Below are 26,045 nucleotides of genomic sequence, written 5' to 3'. Positions count from 1 at the left end.
ACCCAACCGAACTGCACTGAACCGTCCGACTGAACTGCAAAGGAAGATCCAATGACCGTCATTACCGAAACCAAACTCCAGTTCACCAAGCTGGGTGCCCGCATCGGCGCGGAAATCCGCGGCCTTGACCTCAGCAGGGACCTGCCGCCGGACACTGTGGCGCAGATCCGTGCCGCCCTGAACACCCACAAAGCCCTCGTCTTCCGGGAAGCCAACATCGGCACCGACGAGGACCAGGTGCGGTTCGCCAGCCACTTCGGCCCGCTCACCAAAGCCCACCCCACGGTGGCCTCGGTGGACGGCAAACCGGCCGTCCTGCCGGTGGACAGCGAAAACGGGAGTGCCAACAACTGGCACACGGATGTCACGTTCGTCGTGAACCCGCCCCAGGCCTCGACCCTGCGAAGCATCACCCTGCCGGCTTACGGCGGCGAAACCCTGATCGCATCCTCGGCCGGTGCCTACCAGGACCTGCCCGAGGAACTGCGGAAATTCGCCGACACCCTTTGGGCAATCCACACCAACGACTACGACTACTCCGTCCCAAAGAACCTCGAGCATGCCAACGCGGACGAGCGGCGCAGGGAATTCACGCGCATCCACTTCGAATCGGCCCATCCCGTTGTCCGTATCCATCCGCTGACCGGTGAGCGCGGGCTCTTTATTGGCGGGTTTGCCCAGCGGCTGCGGATTGTTGGCCTGTCCAACACCGAATCCAAGGACATCCTGCGCCTCCTGCAGGCGTACGTGACCAGGCCGGAGAACGTGGTCCGGGTGAACTGGGAGCCGGACCAGCTGGTCCTGTTCGACAACCGCATCACCCAGCACTACGCCCCGGACAACTACGACGGCCAGCCCCGCCAGCTGAACCGCGTCACCATCGCCGGCGACGTCCCCCGCGGAGTGGACGGCCGCAGCAGCACCTCCATCACGGGCGACTCGTCCGCCTACTCCGAGACCGTCGTCGTGCCTGGAATCTCCCAGGCGCCGGCCTTCACAGCAGCCGGGGAAAACCAGTGAGCGCGCCGGAAAGCGGACCCCGGCAGCTGCACCTGAACGCTTTCCTGATGAGCACAGGCCACCACGAGGCCTCGTGGCGGCTGCCGGAAAGCAACAGTTTCGCCAGCACGGACGTGAGGCATTTCCAACGGCTGGCCCAGGTTGCGGAGCGCGGAAAGCTCGATTCGATCTTCTTCGCCGATTCACCGGTGCTGCACGGGAACGTGGCCCAGCGGCCGTACACCAGCCTGGAACCGACCGTCCTGCTCGCGGCCATAGCGGCCGTCACCGAGCGGATCGGACTGATTGCCACCGCCTCCACGACGTACAACGAGCCGTACAACCTGGCGCGGCGCTTCGCCTCGGTGGACCACATCAGCGGAGGCAGGGCCGGCTGGAACGTCGTGACCACAGCTGGCGACGCTGCAGCCCGAAACTTCTCACTGGCCGGCCAGCCGGCCCACTCGCAGCGGTATGAGCGGGCCGCGGAATTCCTGGACGTGGCGCAAAAACTCTGGGACAGCTGGGAAGACGACGCCATAGTGGCGGACAAGGGCGCCGGAGTGTGGGCAGACAGTTCCCGGGTGCATGCGGCCAACCACGAAGGGAAGCATTTCCGGGTGGAAGGCGCCCTGGATGTCCCCAGGTCCGTCCAGGGCCGCCCCGTCATTATCCAGGCCGGCTCCTCCGAGGACGGCAAGGAGTTCGCATCGCGGTACGCGGAGGCCGTATTCACTGCCCACCAGGCCCTCTCCGATGCGCAGGACTTTTACGCCGACCTTAAGGGACGGACGACGGCGGCTGGCCGGGACCCGGGATCCCTGAAGATCCTGCCGGGCATTGTTCCCGTCATCGCCGCGTCCGAGGCCGAGGCCCTGAAACTGGAGCGGGAGCTGGACGAACTGATCCTGCCCGAACACGCCCGCCGGCAGCTCGCCAACGTGCTGCGGGTGGCACCTGAATCCCTGGAGCTGGACGCCCGGCTTCCGGCGGACCTCCCCCCGGAGGACGAGATCGAGGGCGCCAAAAGCCGGTACACGCTGATCGTGAACCTCGCGCGCCGTGAACACCTCACGGTGCGCCAGCTCATCGGCCGGCTGGGCGGCGGCCGTGGGCACCGGACGTTCGCCGGCACCCCGGAGCAGGTGGCTGACGCCATCCAGGGCTGGTTCCAGTCGGGCGCGGCCGACGGATTCAACATCATGCCACCGGTGTTGCCCTCCGGGTTGGAGATTTTCGTGGACCAGGTGGTCCCGATCCTGCAGGACCGTGGCCTGTTCCGGAGCGAATATACGGGACGCACACTGCGGGACCACTACGGGCTGGCCATACCGGCCAACTCCCACAACCGGGTGCTACTGCCTGCGTAATCCCGGCCAAAAGGTGCCCCGCCATTGCTGATCCAGCAATGGCGGGGCACTTTCCTTTGTGCACAGCATGGTGCTGGGGCCCCTGCAGCGGGCGGACGCCTCCAGTGCGCGGCCGCCGCGCTAGGCCTCGCTGGCGTCCGCACCTGCCGAGTGCTGCTGCACCAGCAGGCTCAGGCGCTCCGAACTCAGGCGCAGCGCTTCCAGCTCGCGACGGCTGTATTCATCAATCGTGCGGTGCATCAGCTCCGGGAGGTCCCCGGCTGCTGTCCCATCCACCTCGAACTCGTGGGTGAGGGTCACCTCCGAGTTGCCATCCGCACGGAGGATCACCCAGCTGCCGCCGAGCCTCAACAGGGGGTGCTCCAAACCGACCTGCCGGAATTCGGCGCGGTGTGCAGCCGCATCGAAGAGGCGGTGGCAGCGGCTGGAGTTCAGGGCACCGTTGGCCACGATGGACGTGCGGAGTTCATGGTCGGCGTCATCGCCGCTGACCCGTTCGGAGTAGACGGTCAGCCCGTCCAGGAACGGCCAGTGGGAGGAATCCCGCAGTACGGTGAAGACCAGGTCGGCCGGGGCCTCGATGGTAAGCCGGTGAGTAGTCCGCTGCGTAGTCAACGACACGTGGTACACCTCCTGTAATGTGCTGGGCTTTTTAGCAATCTAGGCCAGCCCGGGCATGGCAGGGAGGATTTCCGTCCTCCTGCGTCACGGCACGAAACCAGGGGTAACACTTGGTCCGGTCAGGGGGCATTCCTGGTCGCCGGATGAAGCCCGGCGGCCCCGCGTTGCGCAAGGGGTCGGCAGGTTTCAGCCGAAGTTGAGGTCTGGATGCCGGGGTGGTTGATTGAGGTCATCCCCCTTGAAAGGACACCCATGACGGACCAATATGACCTCAGTCCCCGGCGCCTGCGCCATATTATGGGGCACTTCGCCACAGGGCTGACGGTGATCACCGCCTCGGCCGAGACCGGGCCCGCCGGCATGACCTGCCAGTCGTTTTCGTCCCTTTCGCTGGAACCGGCGCTGGTGTCCTTCAGCCCGGCGCGGACCTCCGCCACCTGGCCCCTGCTGCGGGCAACGGGCAGGTTCGCCGTCAACATCCTCCCTGCTGAACACCAGCACCTGGCAGCCCAGTTTGCGCGCTCCGCAACGGACAAATTCGCTGGAGTCAGCCACTCACCGTCGCCGCTTGGAAGCCCGATCCTGGACCAGGCCCTGGCGTGGGTGGATTGCGAGCTTGAGCAGGAGTACGACGGCGGCGACCACACCATCGTTGTGGGCGCAGTCCGTGCCTTGAGTGCCCGGGCTGGAGCAGAGCCCCTTGTCTTTTTCAAGGGTGCCTACGTGGGCCTCGGCTCCCGGCCGGGCACACTGGAGAGCGTGGCATGAGCTGACCGGAACGTCCTGGCTCCGCCGCGCGGCTAAGGCGACAGCCGGTCGCCTTTGCGGTGGAGGCGGTACCAGCGGTAGCCGTAGCGTTCCAGCTCAACGGTGAAACCGCCGTCGGGCTCCAGCGGTATGTTGTCGCCGTCGAACAGGTCAAGCAGGATGGCGTCCCTGAAGGCATTGCGCGGCCCATCTTCCGGGGCCAGGGTGCCGCTGGCCTTCACCGGCTCCTCCCCGAAGTTGTGCAGGAGCACCAGCGCTCCGGTGTCCGTGCTGCAGGTGTGCGCGAAGACCGCCGGCTCGGATTGCTCAATGACCGCGAATTCCCCCCAGCCAAGCTCCGCGGACTCGCGGTAGCGGCGGATCAGCGTGACCATGAAGTTGAACAGCGAGTCCGGGTCGCGTTTGGCGGCCGCGGCGTTGACGTGCTCCGGGCCGTATTCCCCCCGGGCGAGGGGCACCACCAGGTCCGCGGCCTTGGCCGTGGAGAATCCGCCGTTCTTCTCGTCGGTCCACTGCATGGGGGTGCGCACCGCTGCCCGGCTCTTTTGCCGGAGGTCCTCGCCCATGCCGATTTCCTCACCGTAGAACAGCACCGGTGTGCCGGGCAGGGCGAACATCAGCGAATAGACCATGCGGAGGCGCTCAGGATCGCCGTCCAGCATCGGCGGCAGCCTCCGGCGCAGGCCCCGTCCGTAGATCTGCATGTTTTTCTTGGGGCCGAAAGCTGCGAAGACCTCTTCGCGCTCGCCGTCACTGAGCTTGTCCAGGGTCAGCTCGTCATGGTTGCGCACGAACATGGCCCACTGGTTGTCCGGGTGCAGCGGCGGGCGGCTCTTGAGCGTTTCAGCCAGGGGCCGGGCATCCCCGCGGGCCAGGGACAGGTAGATGTACTGCATGGACATGAAATCGAACTGCATGTTCAGTTCGTTGCCGTCCGGTCCGCCGAAGAACTCCACCTGTTCCTTGTAGGGCAGGTTGACCTCGCCCAGCAGCACGGCGCTGCCGTTGCGGCGGCTCACGAAACTGCGCAGGGCGGCGAGGAAGCCGTGCGGATCCAGGTTGGCGGCCTCGTCCCTGGGCTGCCCGCGGGTTTCCAGGAAGAAGGGCACTGCGTCCAGCCGGAATCCGTCCAGGCCCAGTTCCAGCCACAGCCCCATCGCCTTGGCGATCTCATTGCGCACGTCGGGATTGGTGACATTGAGGTCCGGCTGGTGCTTGGCGAACATGTGGAGGTACCACTCCCCGGTGGCGTCATCCTTTTCCCATAGCGAGTCCTCTTCGCCCGGGAACACCACCTCGGAGGACGTGTCCGGGGGAGTATCGCTGCGCCACACATAGTAGTCCCGGTATTTGTTGTCCTTGGATTTGCGGGCTTCGACGAACCAGGGGTGCTGGTCAGAGGTGTGGTTCACCACGAAGTCGGCGATGACCCGCATGCCCCGGTCCCTGGCCGCCCGCATGAACTCCACCAGGTCGCCCATGGTGCCAAGCCGGGGGTCCACGGTGAAGAAGTCCGTTACGTCATACCCGTCGTCCCGGTCCGGGGAGGGGTAGAACGGCATCAGCCAGATGCAGGTCACGCCCAGTGCGGCCAGGTAGTCCACGCGCTGGGTGAGGCCGGCGAAGTCCCCGGTGCCGTCGCCGTCGTCGTCGAAAAAGGTCTCAACGTCCAGGCAGTAGATCACCGCGTTCTTCCACCAGAGGTCCGAGGTTTCGGCGAGCCTCATGCCGGTGCCTGCGCCCGTGCCTGCGCCCGCGAGCCGCGCAGCTGCGGAAGGACGTCGGTGGCAAACGCATCGATAAAGGGGGCCTGCTCCTGCCCCACGAAGTGGAGGTAGATGTCATCGAAGCCCAGGTCCGCGTAACCTGCCAGCCACTCTGCGTGCTGCTCCAGGCTTGCCGAGACGTTGACCGCCGTGCGGACCTGTTCCTCGCCGATATGCCCGCTGACGCCGTCGAAATGCCCGGCCGTGGGAAGGTCCCATGGGACCGGCGGGGCGAACGTGTTGGTCCGCCACTGGTCCAGGGCAATGGCCGCGGCGTCCTGTTCGCGGGGAGCCCAGGACAGGTGCACCTGCAGCACCGCCTTGCCACGGCCGCCGTTGTCCCGGTAGGCCGCCAGCATGTCCCTCAACTTGTCGGCGGGCTGGTTGACGGTTACCAGGCCGTCCGCCCAGGTGGCAGAGCGGCGTGCGGTCTCCACGCTGATGGCCGGGGCTATCAGCGGCGGCGGGGAGTCCGGAACGTCCCAGATCCGGGCCTGTTCCACGGTGACAAGCCCGTGGTGGGTCACCTCTTCGCCCCGGTGCAGCCGGCGGATCACTTCCACACACTCTTCAAGCCGGCGCTGCCGCACCTCTTTGGGCGGCCAGGCGTCGCCGGTGACGTGCTCGTTCATGTTCTCGCCGCTGCCGGGCGCCATCCAGAAGCGGTCCGGAAACATGCTTGCCAGGGTGGCGGAGGCGTGGGCGATGATGGCCGGGTGGTAGCGCTGGCCCGGTGCGGTCACCACGCCGAAGCGCAGGCTGGTGGTGGCCAGCGCCGCCCCCAGCCAGGACCAGGCGAAGCCGGAGTGGCCCTGCCGGGCGGACCACGGCTCAATATGGTCGGAGCACATGGCGGCATCGAATCCTGCCCGTTCCGCGTGCTGGACGTCCTTGAGCAGTTGGGCAGGACTGATTTGTTCGTGTGAGGCGTGGAAGCCGACGGTAACCATCGTTAACCTCTACCGTCCGGAAGGGTGCCGTGTCGAGGGCTGGGCTGGCCGGCGCCACTTGTCCGATAAGTTTTAGGCTTGTAGTACTGCGCTTCCCGGAACTCCTGCGCAGGCGGCGGAGCTGGAAGGAAGTACCACGCGTGGGCGGTGTGCTGGTGGGGCTTGCTGTGATCGGCGCCGTCATCGCTGTCGGGTACATTGCGGCGCGCTGCGGGCTGGGCGGGGAGCCGACGGTCTCAGCGCTCACCCGTACAGCCTTCTTCATCACCAACCCCGTCCTGCTGTTCACGGTGGTTTTGGAATCTGACCTCACCGTGGTTTTTTCCGCCTACGTTCCGCTCGCCCTGGTCACAGCGTCCGCCACGGCGCTGCTGTACGTGCTGGCCAGCCGGCTGTGGTTCCGGCGGCCGCTGGCCGAGACAGCCGTCGGTGCGATGGCCAGTTCCTACGTCAATGCCAACAACATCGGCATCCCCATCACGCTGTACGCCCTGGGTGACGCCACCCCGGTGGCACCGGTGCTGCTGGTCCAGCTGCTCCTGTTCGCGCCCCTGATCCTTACCCTGCTGGATTTCTCCGCGGCCGGCCGGGTGTCACCCCGGCTGCTGCTCTCCCAGCCGTTCCGCAACCCGATGATCATCGCCTCCCTGCTCGGCGTGGTCCTGGCCGCGATCAAGGTGCAGCTTCCCGCCCCTGTGATGGCGCCGCTGGAGCTCCTGGGCGGGGCAGCCGTTCCGGTGGTGCTGCTGGCCTTCGGCATGTCCCTGCACGGCACCCGGATGCTGCAAAGCGGCAGGAACACGGCGGAAATCCTAACGGCCACCGCGCTGAAGACCGCCGTGATGCCGGCGGTGGCGTACGCCGTCGGCCGCTTTGTCTTCAACCTGGACCAGCCGATGCTCCTTGGCGTGGTGCTGATGGCGGCGCTGCCGTCGGCGCAGAACGTGTTCCTGTTTGCCAGCAAGTACGGGCGGGGAGTGGCGGTGGCACGCGAAACCATCCTGCTGTCGACGGCGGCGGCGGCCCCGGCGCTGGTCCTCATCGTCTGGCTGCTGGCGGGCTAGCCTGAGCCTTGTGTGCGGTGGTCTTACGCCGAAGCCCGTCGCCGGGCAAGAATGGGCAGCATGGAACTTCCCGTGATGCCGCCCGTCCCGCCCATGCTCGCCAAGGCCGTCAGCGGTGTCCCGGACGGGGAGCTCAGCTACGAACCCAAGTGGGACGGCTTCCGGTCCATCATTTTCCGCGACGGCGACGAGCTGGAGATCGGCAGCCGCAACGAAAAACCCATGACAAGGTATTTCCCCGAGCTTGTGGAGGCACTGAAGGAAAACCTGCCGCCACGCTGCGTGGTGGACGGAGAGATCATCCTGGTGGGCTCCTCCGGGGACCGCCTCGACTTCGACGCCCTGCAACAGCGGATCCACCCCGCGGCAAGCCGGGTCAAGCTGCTTGCTTCCCAGACGCCGGCCTCCTTCGTGGCGTTCGACCTTCTTGCCCTGGGCGATCACGACTACACCGGCCGGCCCTTCACCGAGCGGCGGGCAGCGCTGGAAAAGGCGCTCGCGGAAAGCAAAGCCCCGGTCCACCTCACCGCCGCCACAACAGACAAGGACACCGCGGAACAGTGGTTTGAGCAGTTCGAGGGCGCCGGCCTGGACGGGATCGTGGCCAAGCGCCTGGACGGCCGGTACGAGCCGGACAAGCGGGTGATGTTCAAGACCAAGCACGAGCGCACTGCCGACTGCGTGGTGGCCGGCTACCGCCTCCACAAGAGCGGGCCGGATGCCATCGGCTCGCTGCTGCTGGGGCTGTACAAGGACGACGGCAGCCTGGCCAGCGTGGGCGTCATCGGTGCCTTCCCCATGAAGCGCCGCAAGGAACTGTTTGAACAGCTCCAGCCGCTGGTGACGGATTTCGATAACCACCCCTGGGCCTGGGCCAAGCAGGAGGCGGGGGAACGGACGCCCCGCAACGCCGAGGGCAGCCGCTGGAGCGCCGGCAAGGACCTGTCCTTCGTCCCGCTCCGCCCGGAACTGGTGGTGGAGGTGCGGTACGACCATATGGAGGGGGACCGGTTCCGGCACACGGCCCAGTTCAACCGCTGGCGCCCGGACCGGGACCCGGAGTCATGCACCTACGCCCAGCTGGAGGAGCCGGTCAGCTTCGACCTGGGGTCGGTACTGGAGACCGGCCGGCCGTAGCCACGCTTGCCGGCCACCCGCCCGTCGTGCGTTCCCGCCCAGTTGCTGCGCCCCGGCTCAAAGTTTCGAACGCAAAAAGCCCGCCATTCCGGGGAGGAATGGCGGGCTGTCGTGGAGTAACCGGGCAGGAGCGCGCAGCCCCGGAGCTACTTCAGGCCGAGCTGCGTGGTGGGAACCTTGAAGGTTTCCTTGGCCGTCAGTGCCGAGATGGCCGCGACGCCGCAGATAAGGGCGGTGAAGATGCTGATCTGCACCCAGCCGCCGGGCTTGATGCCGCCCATGGCTGCAACGATGGCCGGCGCGAACCCTGCCATCAGGAAGCCGAGCTGCGTGCCGATGGCCAGGCCGGAGAAGCGGACTTTGGTGCTGAACATTTCGGCGTAGAAGGACGGCCAGACGGCGTTGGAGGCCGCATAGCCGCAGGAGAAGAAGCCGATTGCGGCCAGGAACATCAGCGGCACGCTGCCGGATTCCAGGCTGAGCAGGAACACGGGAGTCAGCGCGGCGCTGGCCACGGCGCCGTAGATGAACACGGGCTTGCGGCCGATCTTGTCAGCGAGCATGCCAAACAGGGGCTGGGTGCCGAGTGCCACGAGGTTGGCGCCGACCACGAGCCACAGGGTGGTGGTGCCGTCCACGCCGGCGACGGTCTTGGCGTAGCTGATGGCCAGGGTGCCGAACACGGTGGAGACGGCGGCAATGAAGGCGCAGCAGATGACGCGGAGGACGTCGCGCCAGTGGCCCTTGAGCAGATCGGCAACCGGCAGCTTGGAGATCTGGGCGGTCTTCTGGGCTTCCTCGAAGGCGGGCGGCTCGTGCAGGGTGCGGCGGATGATGAACGCGACAACAACGACGACGGCGCTCAGCCAGAACGGGATGCGCCAGCCGATGCCGTACTTGATCTCGTCCGGAAGGGCCAGGACGGGGATGAAGACGAGGGCGGCAAGGATCTGGCCGCCCTGGGTGCCGGTGAGGGTCCAGGAGGTGAAGAAGGAGCGGCGGTTATCCGGGGCGTGCTCCAGCGTCATGGAGGAGGCGCCGGCCTGCTCTCCGGCCGCGGAAAGGCCCTGGCAGAGCCGGGCCAGCACCAGCAGGGCGGGAGCCCACCAGCCGACGGTGTTGAAGTCCGGGAGGCAGCCGATCAGGAAGGTGGAGGCGCCCATCAGCAGGAGGGTGAACATCAGGACCTTCCGGCGGCCCACCCTGTCACCGAAGTGCCCCAGGATGACGGCGCCCACGGGACGGGCCACGTAGGCGAAGCCGAAGGTTGCGAAAGACATGATGGCGGCGTTGGCATCGGCGTCGGGGAAGAAGACCGTGGGGAAGATCAGCGCAGCGGCGGAGCCGAAGATGAAGAAGTCGTAGTATTCGACTGCGCTGCCCAGGAAGCTGGCGACGGCTGCTTTCTTGGGGGTGCGGCCCTGGGTGTCAGTGTCCGTTCCGGCGGACGGAAGTGTCTGGCTCATGGAGTTCCTTTGTGTGACGACATTGTCGCGGGATGGATCTGGGGGTCGCAGCCGCCGCTGCCTTGGTGCGGGCGGGGCGCGATGCGGCTGAGTCCGAAAGAAGACCCGGCGAGTAGCCACATGGTGAGAGCTACTTGTGCGATACAGCAATGATGGCTGTGAGGGCAGTCACCTGTCAAGAAAATAATCACCATCTAGAAATAGCTCTCACATTGTGGCAACATCGAGGTATGAGTGTGAACCGAACCACAGCTGACGATGACGCAGCTGGCGATATCAAGGCCGACGCCAGGCAGGCCAGGGCAGACCGTACTGACATGGTGGGCAAAGCCCTGGGCCTCCTGGTCCTCCTGGGGGATGAGCCCCGCGGTGCGAGTGCCGCGGAAATCTCCCGGCGGGCGGACCTGCCCTTCAGTACCACGTACCGCCTGCTGGGTTCCCTGACGCGGGACGGGTTCGTGGACTACGAGCCGGACGGCCGCCGGTACCACCTGGGCCTGCGGATCTTTCAGCTGGGCCAGCGGGTCTCGAACCACCACGGCTTCGCGGGCGCGGCCCTGCCGGTCCTCCGGCGCGTGACGGAACAGACTGGCGAGGCCACCATCCTCAGTGTCCGCGACGGCGACCACTACCTCACCGTGAACAAAGTGGACGGTCCCCAAACGTTCCGCGTCACCAGCGATCCGGGGCATCTTGGCGCGCTCCACACCACCTCCGTAGGCAAGGCGTTGGTGGCATTCGCAGAGGACGGCGAGCGGCAGCGCCTGGTGGAGGAGTTGGAGCTTGCGCCGCTGACGGAATTCTCCATCACGGACAGGGACGCCTTCCGGGCTGAAATTGAGCAGGTCCGGAGCAGCGGCTACGCCGTGATGGATGAGGAGAACGAACTGGGCATGCGTGCTGTCGCTGTTCCGGTCTTCAACTCACAGGGCCATGCGTTTGCCTCGCTGGCAACGGCCGTGCCGGTCTTTCGCCTCAGCGTGGAGCAGCTGGTTGCACATGTGCCGTTGCTGAAGGAGGCCGCTGCCGAGTTGTCGGCGAGGCTGCCGCAGCGCTGATTTCTTCCACCATTCCACTCATGTTCGCATTACGAACATGAGTGCGAATCGAGAACATATGTTGTATCGTAATTTCCAGCACCGGAACTGCCGCCCAGCGCGGTGGGCGGTGCCGTACCAAAGGAGCTGCACGGATGAGTAATCGAACTGAGTCCTACCTGGTGGGACTGGTCGGCGATGGCGTGATGCCGTCACTCACCCCGCCCATGCACGAACGCGAAGGGGATGTGCAGGGCCTGCGCTACCTTTACCGGCCCATCGACCTCCTGGAACTGGGCCTTCCCGGCGAATCCGTGGGTGACCTCCTGAAGAGTGCCCGCACCCTCGGCTTCAACGGCCTGAACATCACCCACCCCTGCAAGCAACTGGTCCTGCAGCACCTGAATGAAGTGTCACCGGACGCGCAGCGGCTTGGAGCCGTGAACACGGTGGTGATCGAGGACGGCCGGTTCATAGGACACAACACCGACTTCTCCGGTTTTGCCGCCGCGCTGGCTTCCGGCCTCCCCGCCGCAAAGCTGGACCGCGTGGTCCAGCTGGGCGCCGGCGGGGCGGGTTCCGCCGTCGCCTACGCCCTCCTTACCGCCGGTGTCCGCCACCTGGACCTCGTGGACATGGACGCCGCCCGCGGCGCCGCCCGCGCGGCTGAACTGGCCGGTTTCTTCCCGGGCAGCACCGTGGCGGCACGGACGACGGCGGAGCTGCCGCAGCTGATGCGGCTGGCTGACGGGCTGGTGCACTGCACTCCCGTGGGCATGGCCGCGCACCCCGGCGTCCCGCTGGACCTGGACCTCTTGGAGTCCCGCCACTGGGTGGCGGACATTGTCTACCGCCCCATCGACACCGAACTGGTCCGCGCCGCCCGCGCCAAAGGCTGCCAGGTGCTGGACGGCGGCCGGATGGCGGTGGGCCAGGCGGCCGACGCCTTCCGCATCTTCACCGGCCTCGAAGCGGACCCGGACCGCATGCGCAGCCACTTCCTGGAGCTTGTGGCCGCCGAGGAGGTGGCCGCCTGATGCGCACCGGAATCGCCACGGTGTGCCTCTCCGGCACGCTGAAGGAAAAGATGCAGGCCTGCGCCATTGCGGGCTTTGACGGCATTGAGATTTTCGAGCAGGACCTGGTCACCTCGCCGCTGACCCCCGAGGACGTGCGGAAAATGGCTGCCGACCTGGGCCTGGGGCTGGACCTCTACCAGCCGTTCCGGGACTTCGACGGCGTCACGCCGGACCTGCTCACAGCCAACCTCCGCCGGGCCGAGGCAAAGTTCAAGCTGATGTCCCGCCTGGGCATGGACACCATCCTGGTCTGCTCCAACGTGGCCACGGCAACAATCGACGACGACGGCCTCCGCGCCTCCCAGCTCTCCGAACTTGCGGAGCTGGCCGGGAACCACGGCGTCAAGGTGGCCTACGAGGCCCTGGCGTGGGGCAAGTACGTCAACGACTACGAGCATGCGTACAAGCTGGTGGAGATGGTGGACCACCCCAACTTCGGCACCTGCCTGGACTCCTTCCACATCCTCTCCCGCGACTGGGACACCGCGCCCATCGAGGCGTTCAACCCCGAAAAGATCTTCTTTGTCCAGGTGGCGGACGCCCCCAAGCTCTCCATGGACGTCCTCTCCTGGAGCCGCCACTACCGCGTCTTCCCGGGCGAGGGCCAGTTCGAGCTCGGGAAATTCATGGGCCACGTGGTCCGGGCCGGCTACTCCGGTCCCGTGTCCCTCGAAGTCTTCAACGACGTCTTCCGCCAGTCGGATGTGGACCGCACCGCGGTGGACGCCATGCGTTCGCTGATCTGGCTGGAGGAACAGAGCGCAACATGGCTGGCAAGCACCTCCGCAAGTGGTGCAGCCGGCTCCGGTGCCGCGTCCCGCCGTCGTTATCCCATGGAACTGGCCACGCTGCCCAAGGTGAGTGAACCCGCAGGCTTCAACTTCGCCGAGGTCAAGGCGGACGACACCGCGCAGCTGGAAAAGCTCCTGGGGCAGCTCGGCTTCGGGTTCGAGGGCAGGCACCGCACCAAGGATGTCCAGCTGTGGACCATGGGCCAGGCCCGCGTGATCATCAACGAGCAGGCAGCCGTCCATGCCGAACCCGCCATCGCCGCCCTGGGCTTCGACGTCGATTCGCCCGTCATCGCCTCAGCCCGGGCCCAGCAGCTCAAGGCGCCCGTGGTGGCCCGCAAGGTCCAGGCCGATGAGGAAGTCTTCCAGGGCATCTCCGCGCCGGACTCCACCGAGATCTTCCTGTGCCAGGGCAGCCCCGACGGCACCGCCGCCTGGACACGTGAATTCGGGGAGGGCCTGGAGCACCCCTCGAGCGGCGCCAGCGCCGTCATTGACCACGTCAACCTCGCCCAGCCCTGGCAGCACTTTGACGAAGCTGTCCTCTTCTACACCAGCGCCCTGGCCCTGGAACCGCAGCCCTTCGCCGAAGTGCCCAGCCCCAGCGGACTGGTGCGCTCCCAGGTCATGCAGACCTCCGACGGCGCGGTGCGGCTGGTGCTGAACCTGGCGCCGGTGCAGCAGGCGCAGAACGAAGCCCGGAAGACGTACCAGGAGCACATCGCGTTCGCCGTGGCGGACCTTGTGGCCACCGCCCGGGCCGCCCGGGACCGGGGACTCGAGTTCCTGCAGATCCCGGCGAACTACTACGAGGACCTGGACGCCCGGTTCGACCTCGAACCCGGGTTCCTGGCCACCCTCAAGGAGCTCAACCTCCTCTACGACCGGGATGCCGACGGTGAATTCCTCCACTTCTACACCGCCACGGTAGGCAGTGTGTTCTTTGAAATGGTGGAGCGCCGCGGCGGCTATGACGGGTACGGGGCGCCCAACGCACCAGTCCGGCACGCGGTCCAGTACGACTCGCTGCACCGGACCTGAAAAGCCCGCAAGGCACCACCCACCGATTAAACGAAAACCAGAAAGGAGCCAGCCGTGCCGGAAGAAACCAACGCCCATCTTGATACCGACGAGTCTGTGCCGCCCGCCGAGCCGAAGGCAGCCCACATGCCCCTGGACCGCGCCATTGAAACCCAGGCTGACCTCAGCGCAGAGATCAACGCGCTGGGCGAAGCGTACGCACGGGCCCTCAAAGAGGGTTCCCCCGCCGAGATCCAGCCGCGGCTGGACTACCCGCCCTACCGCTCCAGCATCCTGCGGCACCCCACCAAGAGCCTGCACCACGCGGACCCGGAGACCATCGAGCTGTACTCGCCGGCCTTCGGCCACCAGGATGTGCACGCCCTCGAATCCGACCTCACCATCCAGCACAACGGCGAGCCCCAGGGCGAGCGGATCATCGTGGCAGGCCGGGTCCTGGACGGCGAAGGCCGCCCCGTTGCCGGCCAGCTGGTGGAGATCTGGCAGGCCAACTCCTCCGGCCGGTACATCCACAAACGCGACCAGCACCCGGCGCCAATCGACCCGAACTTCACGGGTATCGGCCGCTGCATCACCGGCCCGGACGGGTCCTACCGGTTCACCACCATCAAGCCCGGCGCGTACCCGTGGAAGAACCACCTGAACGCCTGGCGCCCGGCGCACATCCACTTCTCCCTGTTCGGCACCGAATTCACCCAGCGGATCATCACCCAGATGTACTTCCCGGGCGACCAGCTGTTCCCGCTGGACCCGATCTACCAGACCATCGTGGACCAGGATGCCCGCGACCGCCTGGTGGCCACGTACGACCACAGCCTCACCGAACCCGAGTGGGCCCTTGGCTACAACTGGGACATCGTCCTGACCGGCCCCAAGCGGACGTGGACGGAAAACGAGGCGTTCGGTCCGGCAGGCGACAGCAACGAAGAGGCAGGCGAATAGGGATATGAGCAACCAGGCCAAACTTGTCCCCACCCCGGGGCAGACCGTCGGACCGTTTTACGGCTACGCCCTGCCGTTCGAGAAGGACAACGAACTCCTCGCCCCCGGCTCGCCGGGCTCCATCCGCCTGCAGGGAACCGTCTACGACGGCTCCGGCCAGCCCATTCCGGACGCCATCCTGGAAATCTGGCAGCCCGACGCCGAGGGCAACATTGTCCAGAAGACCGGGTCCCTGGTCCGCGACGGCTACACCTTTACCGGGTGGGGCCGCGGCGCCGTGGGCAACTCCGGAGTTTTCACCTTCACCACGGTGAACCCGGGCCCCGCCAAACCGGTCCCTGGCAAACCGGCGGCGGCGCCCTTTATCTCCGTGGCCATCTTCGCCCGCGGCCTGACCAACCGCCTCTTCACCCGCATCTACCTCCCCGAGGACACGGAGGCGCTCGCCAACGACCCGCTGCTCAGCTCCCTGGATCCCGAGCGCCGCAAGACGCTGATCGCCCGCCGCGACGCAGACGGGGGCCTCACCTGGGACGTCCGCCTCCAGGGTGAGGGCGAGACAGTCTTCCTGGACTTCCAGTGACCGGGTCCGCCGGCCTGGGAGATGCGGGCGTCTTCGGGGGAGAGGGCGACGCCGGCCTGCTTAGTCCCGTCTCGGCCTCGCCCCTGGTGGGTGCGCTGACGGGTGACCAGGCTGTGCTGGCGGCGATCCTCGCCGTCGAGTCTGGCTGGGCCGCCGTGCTGGAAAAGGCGGGCCTGGCGCCCGCCGGTTCCGCCGCCGTCGTCTCCGCCGCGGCCGAGCCCGGCAGGTACAGCGTGGCAGGCATAGCCCGCCGTGCCCAGGGCGGCGGCAACCCGGTGATCCCGCTGCTGGCGGACCTGCGGAAGAATGTCCAGGCGCTGGATGGTGCCGGCATCGGCGCAGGGAAGGCAGTCCACACCTCCCTCACCAGCCAGGACGTGCTGGATACCGCCCTGATGCTGCTGGCCCGCAATACCGTGGAGGCGCTGATGGGCGACCTGAAGCGCACCGCGGCGGCGCTCGCCAGTTTGGCGGAAGAGCACGCGGACACGCTGTGCGTGGGCAGGAGCCTGACCCAGCATTCCCTGCCCTTCACGTTCGGCCTGCGGGCTGCGCAGTGGTTCCACGGCGTCGCCGCCGCGGGCCGCCAGCTCGAAGGCCTGGCGTTTCCGGTCCAGTTCGGCGGCGCGGCGGGGACCCTGGCCGCAGGAACCGTCCTGGCCTCCGGGTCATCAAGCACCCCCTTCAGCCTGGCCGATGCCCTGGCGGCACAGCTGGGCCTGGCCCCGGCGGCAGCGCCTTGGCACACCAACCGGCTGGTGGTCACGTCCCTGGGCAACGCCCTGGCGGCAGTGCTGGACGCATTCGGAAAGATCGCCGCGGACGTCCTGTTCCTGAGCAGGCCCGAGGTCGGCGAGCTGGCCGAGCCGCGCGCTGCCGGCCGCGGCGTCTCCTCTGCCATGCCGCAGAAGCAGAACCCCGTGCTGTCCGTCCTGGTCCGCAGCGCTGCGCTGCAGGCGCCCGGTCTTGCCGCGCAGCTGCACCTGGCGGCAGCCAACTTCAACGATGAGCGCCCGGACGCTGCGTGGCATACCGAGTGGCCCGCCCTCCGGCAGCTCCTGGCCCTGGCGCTGGGGGCGGCCGGGCACGTCCGCGAGCTCGCCGAGGGCCTGCAGGCCTTCCCCGACGCCATGCGCCGCAACCTGGACCTCGCCGGCCCGCTGCTCCTGGCCGAGGGGGTGGGTGCGGCGGTGTCGCCCCTGCTGGAGGAGAAGGACGGCCTCACCGGGAAGGAGCAGCTGCAGGCCATCGTGGACCAGACCCTGCAGGCACCAGCCGGGGCGCAGGGGGCCACCTACCGCAAGCTGCTCCGGGGCGCCGTGCCGCCCGGGGTGCTTACCGACCTCCGCCTCGAAGAACTCCTCGATCCCGCCAACTACCTGGGCGAGGCGGCAGCCATTTCCCGCCGCATCCTGGCCGCCTTCCCGGAATTTGCGGCACCCACTGCACTTCCCGATACCGATCCGAACGGAGGCCCCCGTGGCTAAACCTGCCCTGAAAGCCGCCCTGCTCTCTCCCCAGCGGCCGCTGGGTGAGCATCCCCTGCTGGTGGTGGGTCCGTCCCTGGGTACCTCCACCATCCTGTGGAACCGCACCGCCTCCGTACTGGGCAACGACTACGACGTGGTGGCCTGGGACCTGCCCGGCCACGGCGTCTCGCCCGCCGCCACCGAAACGTTCGACGTCGCCGCGCTGGCTGATGCGGTCGTGGAGCTCGTGGATTCCATCGCCCCCGGGGAGGCCTTCCATTACGCCGGCGTTTCCCTGGGCGGTGCCACCGGCCTGCAGCTGGGCATCAAGCACGGGGAGCGCCTCAAGAGCCTGTCCGTGCAGTGCAGCGGCGCCAAGCTGGGCACGCCCGAAGGGTGGCTGGAACGGGCGGAAACGGTCCGCAGCCAGGGTACCCCGGTGATGATCCAGGGCTCCGCGGAACGCTGGTTTGCCCCTGGTTTCATGGAACGCGAGCCCGAGCTCAGCAGCAGGCTCCTGCATGCCCTGCGCGACGCCGACCGGTTCAGCTACGCCTTCTGCTGTGAAGCGCTGGCGGCCTTCGACGTCCGGGAGGACCTGGGCAGCATCCGGGTGCCAACCCAGGTCATCGCCGGGGCGCTGGACGGGGTGGCGCCGCCGTCGTTCGCTGAAGACGTGGCGGCCGGGATCACGGCCGGCGGCGGAACCGCCACCGCTGTCACCCTAGAAGGCGTGGCGCACCTTGCCCCCGCCGAAGCCCCCGCCCACGTGGCCGAGCTGATGCGCAGCCTCATCACCTGGGCCGAATCGCGGGGAGCAGCCAAGTGAGCGGCAGCGAGGGGAAGAACCCCGAACGCAACGGCGTCGTCCAGCCGGCCGCCACCAGCCAGGACATTTACGACGGCGGAATGAAGGTCCGGCGCGAGGTCCTGGGTGACGCCCACGTGGACCGGGCCAACACCACCAAGGACGAATTCACCGACGACTTCCAGGACATGATCACGCGGATCGCATGGGGCGGGATCTGGACCCGGCCCGGCCTTACGCGCCAGATGCGCTCCGCCGTCACCATCACCGCCATGGTGGCGCACGGGCACTGGGAGGAGCTGGCCATGCACATCCGGGCCGCCCTCACCAACGGCCTCAGCAGGGACGAGATCAAGGAGATCCTGCTGCAAACCGCAATCTACTGCGGAGTGCCCTCCGCCAACACCGCCTTCAAGACCGCCCAGCAGGTTTTTCGAGAAATGGATGCAACCCCATGAACCAGGCTTTTGTGTACGACGCCGTGCGCACCCCGTTCGGTAAATTCGGTTCCGGCCTCGCCGGGGTCCGTCCGGATGACCTTGCCGCGCACGTGATCAGGGAGTCCGTGAAGCGGGCGCCGGGGCTGGATCCGGAGCGGATCGATGAGGTTGTTTTCGGCAACGCCAACGGTGCGGGCGAGGAGAACCGGAACATCGCCCGGATGGGGACGCTGCTGGCCGGGCTTCCGGTCTCGATTCCGGGGACCACGGTCAACCGGCTCTGCGGCTCGTCCCTTGATGCCGCGATTATCGCCTCGCGGCAGATCAACGCCGGTGACGCCGAGCTGATGCTGGTGGGCGGGGCGGAGTCGATGTCCCGCGCGCCCTGGGTGCTGCCGAAAACGGAGAAGCCCTACCCGGCCGGGGACATGACCCTGGCTTCCACCACCCTGGGCTGGCGCCTGGTGAACAAGGCCATGCCGAAGGAATGGACGATCTCCCTGGGCGAGGCCACCGAACGGCTCCGCGAGAAATACGGAGTCACCCGCGAGCAGCAGGACGAGTTCGCCGCTGCCTCCCACAACCTGTCCGCCGCGGCGTGGGACGAGGGGTTCTACGACAACCTGGTGGCACCGGTGCCCGGCACCGACCTGGTCCGGGACGAGGGCATCCGTCCCGGCTCCACCGCCGAGAAGCTCGCCGCCTTGAAGACCGTGTTCCGTAACGAGCCCGAGGGCGCCGAAGCAGGCGGCACCGTCACGGCGGGCAACGCATCCCCGCTGTCTGACGGCGCCTCCGCGGCCTGGATCGGATCCGAGGCTGCCGCCGGGCTGCTGGGCCTGGACCCACTGGCCCGCATCGCCGGGCGCGGGGCGCACGCGAACGATCCCCAGTTTTTCGGGTACGCCCCGGTGGAGGCGGCAAACAAAGCCCTCGCGAAGGCGGGCATCGGCTGGGACCAGGTAGGCGCCGTCGAACTTAACGAAGCGTTCGCCGCGCAGTCCCTGGCGTGCATCAACGCCTGGGGCATCGACCCCTCCATTGTGAACCGTCACGGCGGGGCCATCGCCATGGGCCACCCGCTCGGTGCCTCCGGCACCCGCATCCTCGGCACCCTCGCCCGGTCCCTCCAGGCCTCCGGTGAACGCTGGGGCGTTGCCGCGATCTGCATCGGCGTCGGGCAGGGCCTGGCCGTGGTGCTTGAAAACGTCACCGCCTCCGCAGGCACCAACACAGGAAAGGCCTAAGGCAATGCTGAACTTTGTAGAGTCGGTCCAGGAGGCCGTCTCCGGAATCAAGGACGGTTCCACCGTGATGATCGGCGGGTTCGGCAACGCCGGGCAGCCGTTCGAGCTGATCGATGCGCTGCTGGACTGCGGCGCCACGGACCTGACGGTGGTGAACAACAACGCGGGCCAGGGAGACCAGGGCCTGGCGCTGCTGATCAAGGAAGGCCGGGTGAGGAAGATGATCTGTTCCTTCCCGCGCCAGTCCGATTCCTGGCACTTTGACGCCAGGTACAAGGCAGGGCAGATCGAGCTGGAACTGGTGCCGCAGGGCAACCTGGCCGAGCGCATCCGGGCCGCCGGCGCGGGGATCGGCGGATTCTTCACGCCCACCGGGTACGGGACCATGCTGGCCGAAGGCAAGGAAACCCGGATCATCGACGGCCGCGGCCAGGTGTTTGAAACCCCCATCCATGCCGACGTCGCCCTCATCAAGGCACTCAAGGCCGACGGCAAGGGCAACCTGGTGTACCGCAAGACTGCCCGGAACTTCGGTCCGATCATGGCCGCGGCCGCAAAGCACACCATCGTCCAGGTCTCCGAGATCGTTCCCACCGGGGCGCTGGACCCGGAAAACGTGGTCACTCCCGGGATCTACGTCAATACTGTGGTCCGCGTCCCCGCGGATGCTGGCTCGAGCGAGAAGGTGGCCTGACATGGGCGTTATGGAATCGAGCATCAGAACCTCCGAGGCCCCGCTGAGCCGGGACGACCTCGCCCGCCTGGTGGCCAGGGACATCGCCCCAGGATCGTTCGTGAACCTTGGCATCGGCCAGCCCACCCTCGTGTCCAACTACCTCACCGCGGAACAGGGCATCACGCTTCACACGGAGAACGGGATGCTGGGCATGGGCCCGGAAGCCAAGGGTGATGAGATCGACGAGGACCTCATCAACGCCGGCAAGATCCCCGTCACCGAACTCCCCGGCGCCTCGTACTTCCACCACGCCGACTCCTTCGCGATGATGCGCGGCGGGCACCTGGACATCTGCGTGCTCGGCGCATTCCAGGTATCAGTCACCGGTGACCTCGCCAACTGGCACACCGGGGCACCCGGGGCGATTCCCGCCGTCGGAGGCGCCATGGACCTGGCCACCGGCGCCAAGGACGTCTTCGTCATGATGACCCTCCTCACCCGCGAGGGTGCCTCCAAGATCGTGGAGTCCTGCACCTACCCGCTCACCGGCGTCGGCTGCGTTACCCGCGTCTACACCGACAAAGCCGTCTTCCTCACCGGACCCGGCGGCATCACCGTCCGCGAAACCTTCGGCTGCACCCTTGAAGAGCTCCAGGAACTGGTTCCCGTCCCGCTGAAGGCGGCTGCCGCGGCCTGAACCGGCCCTAGGATTGGTAACCATGACCGACGCAGCATCAGCGGGGGCCCCGCAGGCCAGCGACCAGTATGTCCAGTCCCTGGCCCGCGGGCTCGCCGTGATCCGTTCCTTCGATACGGACCACCCGGTGATGACCCTGACGGAGGTGGCAGCCCGCACCGGGCTGACGCGCGCCACTGCCCGGCGGTTCCTGCATACCCTAGTGGAACTGGGCTACGTGCGGACCGACGGTAAAACATTCGCGCTCACGGCCAAGGTGCTCCAGCTGGGCTACGCGTACCTGTCCGGGCTGTCGCTGCCGCAGATGGCGCAGCCGCACCTTGAGGAACTGTCCCTGAAGCTGGGGGAATCCACTTCTGCCGCAGTGCTCGACGGGACTGACATCGCCTACATCGCCCGGGTGACCACCCGCCGGATCATGAATGTGGGCATCACCGTGGGCACCCGCTTCCCGGCGTACGCCACGTCGATGGGCCGCGTCCTGCTCGCGGGACTGCCGCCGGCGGACCTGAAGTCCTATCTGGCCGCCGCCGAGATCAAACCGCTGACCCCGCGCGCCCTGGGCACCGTCAAGGACCTTCTGTCAGTCCTGGAGACAGTCCGGGCGCAGGGCTGGTGCCTGCTGGACCAGGAGCTGGAGCTTGGCCTGATGTCCGTGGCCGCCCCTGTGTACGACCGCTCCAAGGTGGTTGCCGCTGTCAACGTGTCCCTGCAGGCCCAGTCCGTCGCTGCCAAGCCGGACCCGGACGCCTTCCTGGCTTCGGTGGCACAGGAGATCATTGCGACGGCGAAACTCATCTCCGCCGACCTCAGCGCACGGGGTTAGCCGGTCCAGGGGGCGCATACTGTTGATGCTTAGGCCCCCCGCCGGAGCATGGACAGGAAATGCTCCCTCATGCGTGAGCGGTCCGGTTCCACGCCCGTGATGAGGCGGAAGGCGTCCACTGCCTGGCCCACGGCCATGTGGCCGCCGTCCAGCACGCGGCACCCTTTGGCAGCGGCTGCCTTGAGCAGCCCAGTTTCGATCGGGCGGTAGACAATATCGGCCACCCAGTGCCGGGATTGGAGCAGGTCCCCGTCCAGGGGCATGCCCGGATGGGCGTGCATCCCCACAGGGGTGGCATGCACCAGCCCGTCGGCGTCGGACATCACATCGGCCACCTCACTCATCGGCCGCCATTCGATGTTCCTGTCCGGGAAGTGCCGCGCCAGGGCCTCGGCCCGCTCCCGGGAACGGGCGGGATCAAGGTCCAGGACGCACAGGTGCTCAGCTCCTGCTGCCAGGAGCGCGTAGGCCGTAGCGGCGCCGGCGCCGCCAGCGCCCAGCTGCACAACACGTCCAAGGGACGCGCCTGGAAGGCCTTCCTCAAGGGCGGAGCCAAATCCGGAGTAATCGGTGTTGTGGCCGATGAACTTGCCATCACGGATAAGGACGGTGTTGACGGCCCCCAGCCGCGCCGCATCATCCGAGAGATCGTCAAGGTACCCAAGGACAACCTGTTTGGCGGGAACGGTGATGTTGAAGGCATTGAAGCCGAGGTCGCGTCCGGCCGAGAGCAGGGCCCCCACGTCTCCGGCCGGACGTGCCAGGACAGTCAGGTCCACGGTCCGGTAGATGTACCGCAGTCCGTGATGGTCGGCTTCCCGCTCGTGGAGGGCAGGGGTCAGGGAGTGCGTGGTTCCTTCGCCGATCAACCCCACCAGGTATGACTCCGCCGGAGTACTCATTCTGTCCACCTTCCGGCCCCGCCAGTGCGAAGCGTCCATGGGTCGGATTGCTTGGTCACAATTTCGGCCGCGGCCTTGTTCCGGGCCTCGATGTGAACTAGATTACAACTACTGTACGTTTTATGCACACATGTTCGTGATGCGTACAAAATCCCAGATGAGGTGCACTGTCGGAGATGATAGCCGGCAGCCTTGTCGGATTACGGGTATCAAAGGAGAAAACCGTAGTGAAAACCCTTCTAAAATCACTCGCAGTGGGCACGGCGGGGTTGCTTGCGCTGACTGGTTGCGCCTCGGGCAGCAACAGCAGTTCCGAAGCCGACTTCCCCGCGCAGGACATCCGGCTGACCGTTCCTTGGGCCGCAGGCGGCTCGGGGGACCTGACGGCCCGTACCATTGCACCGCTGCTGGAAAAAGAGCTGGGCGTCGAGGTCATCGTCGAAAACAAGCCGGGGGCCAACGGGTCGGTGGCCTACAACTGGCTGAAGGACCAAAAGCCGGACGGCTACAACCTTTCGATGATGGGCGTAGAGGTAGCCACCCTGCAGTTCCAGGATTACGACATTGACCCGTCCAACTACGCGCCGATTGGCCAGGGCCTGGCCGGACCCGGTGCCATCGCTGTCCCGGTGGACAGCCCCTATCAGTCGCTCAAGGACCTCGTCGCGGACGCCAAGGCCAATCCCGGAAAGGTCACCTACTCCAGCCCGGGTGTTGGCTCGGTCTGGGATTCCCCCGCCCAGGGCTTCCAGGAACTTGCCGGAATCGAGCTCACATCTGTACCGTTTGACGGCTCCGCCCCGGCCGTTGCCGCTGCGGCGGCCGGTGACGTCGACTTCTCGATCGATGCGATCGGCACGCAGAAGAACCAGGTGGACGCAGGCAAGCTCCGCTACCTGGCCATGCTGACGGAGGAACGGGATCCAAAGAACCCGGACGTCCCCACCGCCAAGGAAGAAGGGATTGACCTGCAGAATGCTTCATGGGTGGGGATCATGGCTCCGGCCGGTACACCCGAGGAAGTTGTCAGCAAGCTCTCCGACGCCATGGGCAAGGCTGTTGAGGACCCGGAGTACAAGAAGGTCATCGAAGGTTCCAACCTTGTACCCACTTTCAAGGACGCGGAGGAGATGAAGGCGTTCCTTGACGAGGAAGCCGACCGCTACGGACCGTGGATCAAGCTCGCGCAGGGCAAGTAGCGCCAGGCACACACTTCGAGGCAGACGGGCCGGCCAGCCTTCCGCTGGCCGGCCCCTACTGAGGAACCGCAATGAACGATCACACAGCAACAGGGCCGCCGGCAGGCCTCAACCCAACAGACCCTGAGCAGGACCACGCCGAAGCCCATATCCACCCGGCGTCCGAGGTGCTGGTTACGGACCGCGCGCACCGGCTCAGGGAACTGGTTCCAGCTGCGGTCACCATAGGCCTCGGCATCCTGGTCCTGGTGCTCGCCCAGGGCATCCGTTCAGGGGTCCGGGTGGAACTCGGGCCTCCCTTCTGGCCCACCATGCTCGCATGGAGTCTTATCGTTTTCGGCGTCCTGCAGGTGGTGATCAACGTGCTGCGCGGGGTCAGCCGGGCCAACCTCCCTGATCCGCTCAGCGGGTGGGGCATCGGCAGGATGCTGCTGACGGCGGTAATCCTGGTGGGCTACCTCCTGCTGTGGAACGTCCTCCAGTTCTGGTTGATTACGTTCGCAACGTGCGTCGCGCTGACGGCTCTGTACGGCGGCCGGGGCTGGAGGCCACTGATCGTGTTCCCGGCCATCGTTACGGCCCTCCTCCATTTCCTTTTCGTCGTCGCATTGCGGGTGAACCTATGATCCAGATCGCTGCCTCACCCGTTACGGACGGCATCGTGACCGTCCTCCAGGTCGATACCCTCCTGTACATCGGCCTGGGCATCCTGGTGGGCATGCTCGTGGGTGCATTCCCGGGTGTGACCGCCACCATGGCCGTGGCCCTGGCCAGCGGGTTCACACTGACGCTGGAACCTATCCAGGGCCTCGCCGTCCTGCTGACCATCTATGTGGCGGCCCAGTTCGGGGACCGGGTGCCGGCCATCCTCATCAACACCCCGGGCACTCCTGCCTCCATCTCCACAACCTTTGACGGCTACCCGCTTGCCCTGAAAGGACAAGCGGGGCTGGCCCTGACAACGTCCGCCTTCGGCTCGGCCTTCGGCATGCTTTTTGGCATCCTCATCCTGGCGGTTGCCGCGGTACCCCTTTCGGAGTTCGCCCGGCAGTTCGGGCCGCCGGAAATGTTCGCGCTGGTGGTTTTCGGCCTGACGATGATGGTGGGTGTTTCCTCGGGACGAATCCTCAAGGGCCTTGCCGCCGGAGCCTTCGGTCTGCTGCTGGCCACCGTGGGCCGTGATCCCATCACCGGTGACGCGCGCTTCACCCTGAATGTCCTGGAACTGAACGGCGGCATACCGTTCATTCCGGTCATCATCGGGTTCTTCGGCGTAGCGGAAGTCCTCAACCAGATCCTCACCAGGCGCAGGCACCTGCACCACGTCAAGCCCGTCACCCAGCTGGGCCAGTGGATGCCCGGACGGAAACTGATGCAGCGGCTGTTCAAACCGATGGGAATCGGCGCGGTGACCGGATCCGTCGTCGGCCTTGTCCCGGCAGTGGGCGGCGACATCGCAGGCATCATCGCGTGGGACAACGCCAGGAAAGTCTCCAAGCACCCGGAGGAGTTCGGCAAGGGCTCCCTGGAGGGTCTGACTGCCGGCGATACCTCCAGCACGGCAACCCTTGGCGGCAGCGTGACCACCACCATGGCGCTCGGCGTCCCCGGCGATTCCGTCATGGCCGTCATGATCGGGTCCATGATGATCTGGGGCATCCAGCCGGGGCCCAGCCTTTTCAGCAGCCGGCCGGACCTCGTCTCCTCGCTGGTGACCATCATGCTGATCGCCACCATCCTGACCCTCGGGCTGAGCCTGCTGCGCATGCGCGGCATGGTCAAACTGCTGGAACTGCCCAGCCACTACCTGTGGGTCATCATCCTGATCTTCTGCATGGTGGGGACGTACTCCATCAACAACAGCGTCTTCGATGTGTTCATGATGATGATTTTCGGCGCCGTGGGGCTGTTCATGCTGCGCTTCGGTTTCCCTGCAGGACCCGCCGTTCTGGGCCTGATCCTGGGGCCTCTGGCGGAGGCAAACCTGCGCCGCGCCCTCATCACTGACGGGTGGGCATCCGTCTTCACCAGTCCCATTGCGCTGGTGCTCCTTGCCATCTCTGCCGCGGCGCTGGTTGTCCCTCCCCTCCGCGCCCAGCTGAAGCGGCGCAAGGCAGAGGGTGCCAGAGCGGACCAGGCGAAGGTTTCCAGCTAGATACGCTCAAGG

At 66.7% G+C, this 26,045-nt stretch carries 25 protein-coding genes; 20 read left to right on the top strand and 5 right to left on the bottom strand.

Annotation, left to right across the window (positions count from 1 at the left end; translation table 11 throughout):
* Positions 1-51 precede the first annotated feature (51 nt).
* Together ABRP28_RS15000 and ABRP28_RS14995 are read left to right on the top strand one after the other, a co-directional pair.
* The gene (locus ABRP28_RS15000) at positions 52-1,020 is read left to right on the top strand and encodes a TauD/TfdA family dioxygenase (protein WP_350003507.1); all 969 of its coding nucleotides are present in this window, start codon (positions 52-54) and stop codon (positions 1,018-1,020) included.
* Positions 1,017-2,369, top strand: a complete 1,353-nt coding sequence (locus tag ABRP28_RS14995; protein ID WP_350003509.1) for an LLM class flavin-dependent oxidoreductase — start codon at positions 1,017-1,019, stop codon at positions 2,367-2,369. The genes ABRP28_RS15000 and ABRP28_RS14995 overlap by 4 nt, the downstream gene beginning before the upstream one ends.
* A gap of 120 nt (positions 2,370-2,489) precedes the next feature.
* On the opposite strand, the gene ABRP28_RS14990 is transcribed toward ABRP28_RS14995, so the two are convergent.
* Positions 2,490-2,990, bottom strand: coding sequence for an SRPBCC family protein (locus ABRP28_RS14990; protein WP_350003511.1), 501 nt, complete (start codon positions 2,988-2,990; stop codon positions 2,490-2,492).
* A 252-nt stretch (positions 2,991-3,242) separates the two neighbouring features.
* Here ABRP28_RS14990 and ABRP28_RS14985 point away from each other — a divergent pair, with 252 nt between their 5' ends.
* On the top strand, positions 3,243-3,758 hold the full coding sequence (locus ABRP28_RS14985) for a flavin reductase family protein (RefSeq protein ID WP_350003513.1): 516 nt from the start codon (positions 3,243-3,245) through the stop codon (positions 3,756-3,758).
* Positions 3,759-3,790: 32 nt separating this feature from the next.
* On the opposite strand, the gene ABRP28_RS14980 is transcribed toward ABRP28_RS14985, so the two are convergent.
* Both ABRP28_RS14980 and ABRP28_RS14975 read right to left on the bottom strand, forming a co-directional pair.
* Entirely contained in the window at positions 3,791-5,485 is a 1,695-nt protein-coding gene (locus ABRP28_RS14980) for an alpha-amylase family protein (protein ID WP_350003515.1), read from the bottom strand.
* Positions 5,482-6,474, bottom strand: a complete 993-nt coding sequence (locus tag ABRP28_RS14975) for a TIGR03885 family FMN-dependent LLM class oxidoreductase (RefSeq protein ID WP_350003517.1) — start codon at positions 6,472-6,474, stop codon at positions 5,482-5,484. Before ABRP28_RS14975 ends, ABRP28_RS14980 begins: the two co-directional genes overlap by 4 nt.
* 140 nt (positions 6,475-6,614) lie before the next feature.
* Here ABRP28_RS14975 and ABRP28_RS14970 point away from each other — a divergent pair, with 140 nt between their 5' ends.
* Both ABRP28_RS14970 and ABRP28_RS14965 read left to right on the top strand, forming a co-directional pair.
* Entirely contained in the window at positions 6,615-7,538 is a 924-nt protein-coding gene (locus tag ABRP28_RS14970; RefSeq protein ID WP_350003519.1) for an AEC family transporter, read from the top strand.
* A 60-nt stretch (positions 7,539-7,598) separates the two neighbouring features.
* Complete coding sequence (locus tag ABRP28_RS14965) at positions 7,599-8,675, top strand: ATP-dependent DNA ligase (protein WP_350003521.1); 1,077 nt, start codon at positions 7,599-7,601, stop codon at positions 8,673-8,675.
* 146 nt (positions 8,676-8,821) lie between these two features.
* Here ABRP28_RS14965 and ABRP28_RS14960 read toward each other — a convergent pair whose 3' ends face one another.
* Positions 8,822-10,141 (bottom strand): MFS transporter, encoded by a 1,320-nt coding sequence (locus tag ABRP28_RS14960; protein ID WP_350003523.1) that lies wholly within the window; start codon positions 10,139-10,141, stop codon positions 8,822-8,824.
* 230 nt (positions 10,142-10,371) lie between these two features.
* On the opposite strand from ABRP28_RS14960, the gene ABRP28_RS14955 reads away from it, so the two are divergent.
* The 12 genes from ABRP28_RS14955 to ABRP28_RS14900 all read left to right on the top strand — a co-directional run bounded on the left by ABRP28_RS14955 (position 10,372) and on the right by ABRP28_RS14900 (position 21,777).
* Positions 10,372-11,199, top strand: coding sequence for an IclR family transcriptional regulator (locus ABRP28_RS14955; protein ID WP_350003525.1), 828 nt, complete (start codon positions 10,372-10,374; stop codon positions 11,197-11,199).
* A gap of 134 nt (positions 11,200-11,333) precedes the next feature.
* Positions 11,334-12,215, top strand: a complete 882-nt coding sequence (locus ABRP28_RS14950; RefSeq protein WP_350003526.1) for a shikimate dehydrogenase — start codon at positions 11,334-11,336, stop codon at positions 12,213-12,215.
* Entirely contained in the window at positions 12,215-14,089 is a 1,875-nt protein-coding gene (locus ABRP28_RS14945; protein WP_350003528.1) for a TIM barrel protein, read from the top strand. The genes ABRP28_RS14950 and ABRP28_RS14945 overlap by 1 nt, the downstream gene beginning before the upstream one ends.
* A gap of 54 nt (positions 14,090-14,143) precedes the next feature.
* A complete protein-coding gene (pcaH, locus tag ABRP28_RS14940; protein WP_350003530.1) occupies positions 14,144-15,031 on the top strand; it encodes a protocatechuate 3,4-dioxygenase subunit beta in 888 nt (295 codons plus the stop codon).
* Positions 15,032-15,035: 4 nt separating this feature from the next.
* Entirely contained in the window at positions 15,036-15,614 is a 579-nt protein-coding gene (pcaG, locus tag ABRP28_RS14935; RefSeq protein WP_350003531.1) for a protocatechuate 3,4-dioxygenase subunit alpha, read from the top strand.
* Positions 15,611-17,101 carry a lyase family protein gene (locus tag ABRP28_RS14930; protein WP_350003532.1) on the top strand — a complete coding sequence of 497 codons (1,491 nt, stop codon included), beginning with the start codon at positions 15,611-15,613 and terminating at the stop codon, positions 17,099-17,101. The genes pcaG and ABRP28_RS14930 overlap by 4 nt, the downstream gene beginning before the upstream one ends.
* Entirely contained in the window at positions 17,094-17,912 is an 819-nt protein-coding gene (locus ABRP28_RS14925) for an alpha/beta fold hydrolase (RefSeq protein ID WP_350003534.1), read from the top strand. Before ABRP28_RS14930 ends, ABRP28_RS14925 begins: the two co-directional genes overlap by 8 nt.
* Positions 17,909-18,349 (top strand): 4-carboxymuconolactone decarboxylase, encoded by a 441-nt coding sequence (gene pcaC / locus ABRP28_RS14920; RefSeq protein WP_350003536.1) that lies wholly within the window; start codon positions 17,909-17,911, stop codon positions 18,347-18,349. Before ABRP28_RS14925 ends, pcaC begins: the two co-directional genes overlap by 4 nt.
* Positions 18,346-19,578, top strand: coding sequence for a thiolase family protein (locus tag ABRP28_RS14915; protein ID WP_350003538.1), 1,233 nt, complete (start codon positions 18,346-18,348; stop codon positions 19,576-19,578). The genes pcaC and ABRP28_RS14915 overlap by 4 nt, the downstream gene beginning before the upstream one ends.
* A 4-nt stretch (positions 19,579-19,582) precedes the next feature.
* Positions 19,583-20,272, top strand: a complete 690-nt coding sequence (locus ABRP28_RS14910) for a 3-oxoacid CoA-transferase subunit A (RefSeq protein WP_350003540.1) — start codon at positions 19,583-19,585, stop codon at positions 20,270-20,272.
* A gap of 1 nt (position 20,273) precedes the next feature.
* Positions 20,274-20,951 carry a 3-oxoacid CoA-transferase subunit B gene (locus ABRP28_RS14905; protein ID WP_350003542.1) on the top strand — a complete coding sequence of 226 codons (678 nt, stop codon included), beginning with the start codon at positions 20,274-20,276 and terminating at the stop codon, positions 20,949-20,951.
* Positions 20,952-20,973: 22 nt separating this feature from the next.
* Positions 20,974-21,777 (top strand): IclR family transcriptional regulator C-terminal domain-containing protein, encoded by an 804-nt coding sequence (locus ABRP28_RS14900; protein ID WP_350003543.1) that lies wholly within the window; start codon positions 20,974-20,976, stop codon positions 21,775-21,777.
* 29 nt (positions 21,778-21,806) lie between these two features.
* On the opposite strand, the gene ABRP28_RS14895 is transcribed toward ABRP28_RS14900, so the two are convergent.
* Complete coding sequence (locus ABRP28_RS14895) at positions 21,807-22,679, bottom strand: shikimate dehydrogenase (RefSeq protein ID WP_350003545.1); 873 nt, start codon at positions 22,677-22,679, stop codon at positions 21,807-21,809.
* Positions 22,680-22,906: 227 nt separating this feature from the next.
* On the opposite strand from ABRP28_RS14895, the gene ABRP28_RS14890 reads away from it, so the two are divergent.
* The 3 genes from ABRP28_RS14890 (at position 22,907) to ABRP28_RS14880 (ending at position 26,033) form a co-directional block, all read left to right on the top strand.
* Positions 22,907-23,878: a tripartite tricarboxylate transporter substrate binding protein gene (locus ABRP28_RS14890; protein WP_350003546.1), complete on the top strand. Its 972-nt coding sequence runs from the start codon at positions 22,907-22,909 to the stop codon at positions 23,876-23,878.
* 71 nt (positions 23,879-23,949) lie between these two features.
* Entirely contained in the window at positions 23,950-24,504 is a 555-nt protein-coding gene (locus ABRP28_RS14885; RefSeq protein ID WP_350003548.1) for a tripartite tricarboxylate transporter TctB family protein, read from the top strand.
* On the top strand, positions 24,501-26,033 hold the full coding sequence (locus tag ABRP28_RS14880) for a tripartite tricarboxylate transporter permease (protein WP_350003550.1): 1,533 nt from the start codon (positions 24,501-24,503) through the stop codon (positions 26,031-26,033). The genes ABRP28_RS14885 and ABRP28_RS14880 overlap by 4 nt, the downstream gene beginning before the upstream one ends.
* Positions 26,034-26,045: the final 12 nt, after the last annotated feature.

The organism is Pseudarthrobacter sp. WHRI 8279, from assembly GCF_040224115.2.
Taxonomy (GTDB): Bacteria; Actinomycetota; Actinomycetes; order Actinomycetales; family Micrococcaceae; genus Arthrobacter.
Note: the sequence above shows the minus strand (reverse complement) of the source record. Positions and strands in the feature narration are given on the sequence as shown.

Bases quoted from the DNA above. Each gene is read 5' to 3' on its own strand.
- ABRP28_RS14885 (WP_350003548.1), top strand. From the start codon at position 23,950: ATGAACGATCACACAGCAACAGGGCCGCCGGCAGGCCTCAACCCAACA.
- ABRP28_RS14955 (WP_350003525.1), top strand. From the start codon at position 10,372: ATGAGTGTGAACCGAACCACAGCTGACGATGACGCAGCTGGCGATATC.
- ABRP28_RS14900 (WP_350003543.1), top strand. From the start codon at position 20,974: ATGACCGACGCAGCATCAGCGGGGGCCCCGCAGGCCAGCGACCAGTAT.
- ABRP28_RS14945 (WP_350003528.1), top strand. From the start codon at position 12,215: ATGCGCACCGGAATCGCCACGGTGTGCCTCTCCGGCACGCTGAAGGAA.
- ABRP28_RS14965 (WP_350003521.1), top strand. From the start codon at position 7,599: ATGGAACTTCCCGTGATGCCGCCCGTCCCGCCCATGCTCGCCAAGGCC.
- ABRP28_RS14895 (WP_350003545.1), bottom strand. From the start codon at position 22,679: ATGAGTACTCCGGCGGAGTCATACCTGGTGGGGTTGATCGGCGAAGGA.
- ABRP28_RS14950 (WP_350003526.1), top strand. From the start codon at position 11,334: ATGAGTAATCGAACTGAGTCCTACCTGGTGGGACTGGTCGGCGATGGC.
- ABRP28_RS14880 (WP_350003550.1), top strand. From the start codon at position 24,501: ATGATCCAGATCGCTGCCTCACCCGTTACGGACGGCATCGTGACCGTC.
- ABRP28_RS14910 (WP_350003540.1), top strand. From the start codon at position 19,583: ATGCTGAACTTTGTAGAGTCGGTCCAGGAGGCCGTCTCCGGAATCAAG.
- ABRP28_RS14905 (WP_350003542.1), top strand. From the start codon at position 20,274: ATGGGCGTTATGGAATCGAGCATCAGAACCTCCGAGGCCCCGCTGAGC.
- ABRP28_RS15000 (WP_350003507.1), top strand. From the start codon at position 52: ATGACCGTCATTACCGAAACCAAACTCCAGTTCACCAAGCTGGGTGCC.
- ABRP28_RS14915 (WP_350003538.1), top strand. From the start codon at position 18,346: ATGAACCAGGCTTTTGTGTACGACGCCGTGCGCACCCCGTTCGGTAAA.
- ABRP28_RS14980 (WP_350003515.1), bottom strand. From the start codon at position 5,485: ATGAGGCTCGCCGAAACCTCGGACCTCTGGTGGAAGAACGCGGTGATC.
- ABRP28_RS14975 (WP_350003517.1), bottom strand. From the start codon at position 6,474: ATGGTTACCGTCGGCTTCCACGCCTCACACGAACAAATCAGTCCTGCC.
- ABRP28_RS14960 (WP_350003523.1), bottom strand. From the start codon at position 10,141: ATGAGCCAGACACTTCCGTCCGCCGGAACGGACACTGACACCCAGGGC.
- pcaG (WP_350003531.1), top strand. From the start codon at position 15,036: ATGAGCAACCAGGCCAAACTTGTCCCCACCCCGGGGCAGACCGTCGGA.
- ABRP28_RS14985 (WP_350003513.1), top strand. From the start codon at position 3,243: ATGACGGACCAATATGACCTCAGTCCCCGGCGCCTGCGCCATATTATG.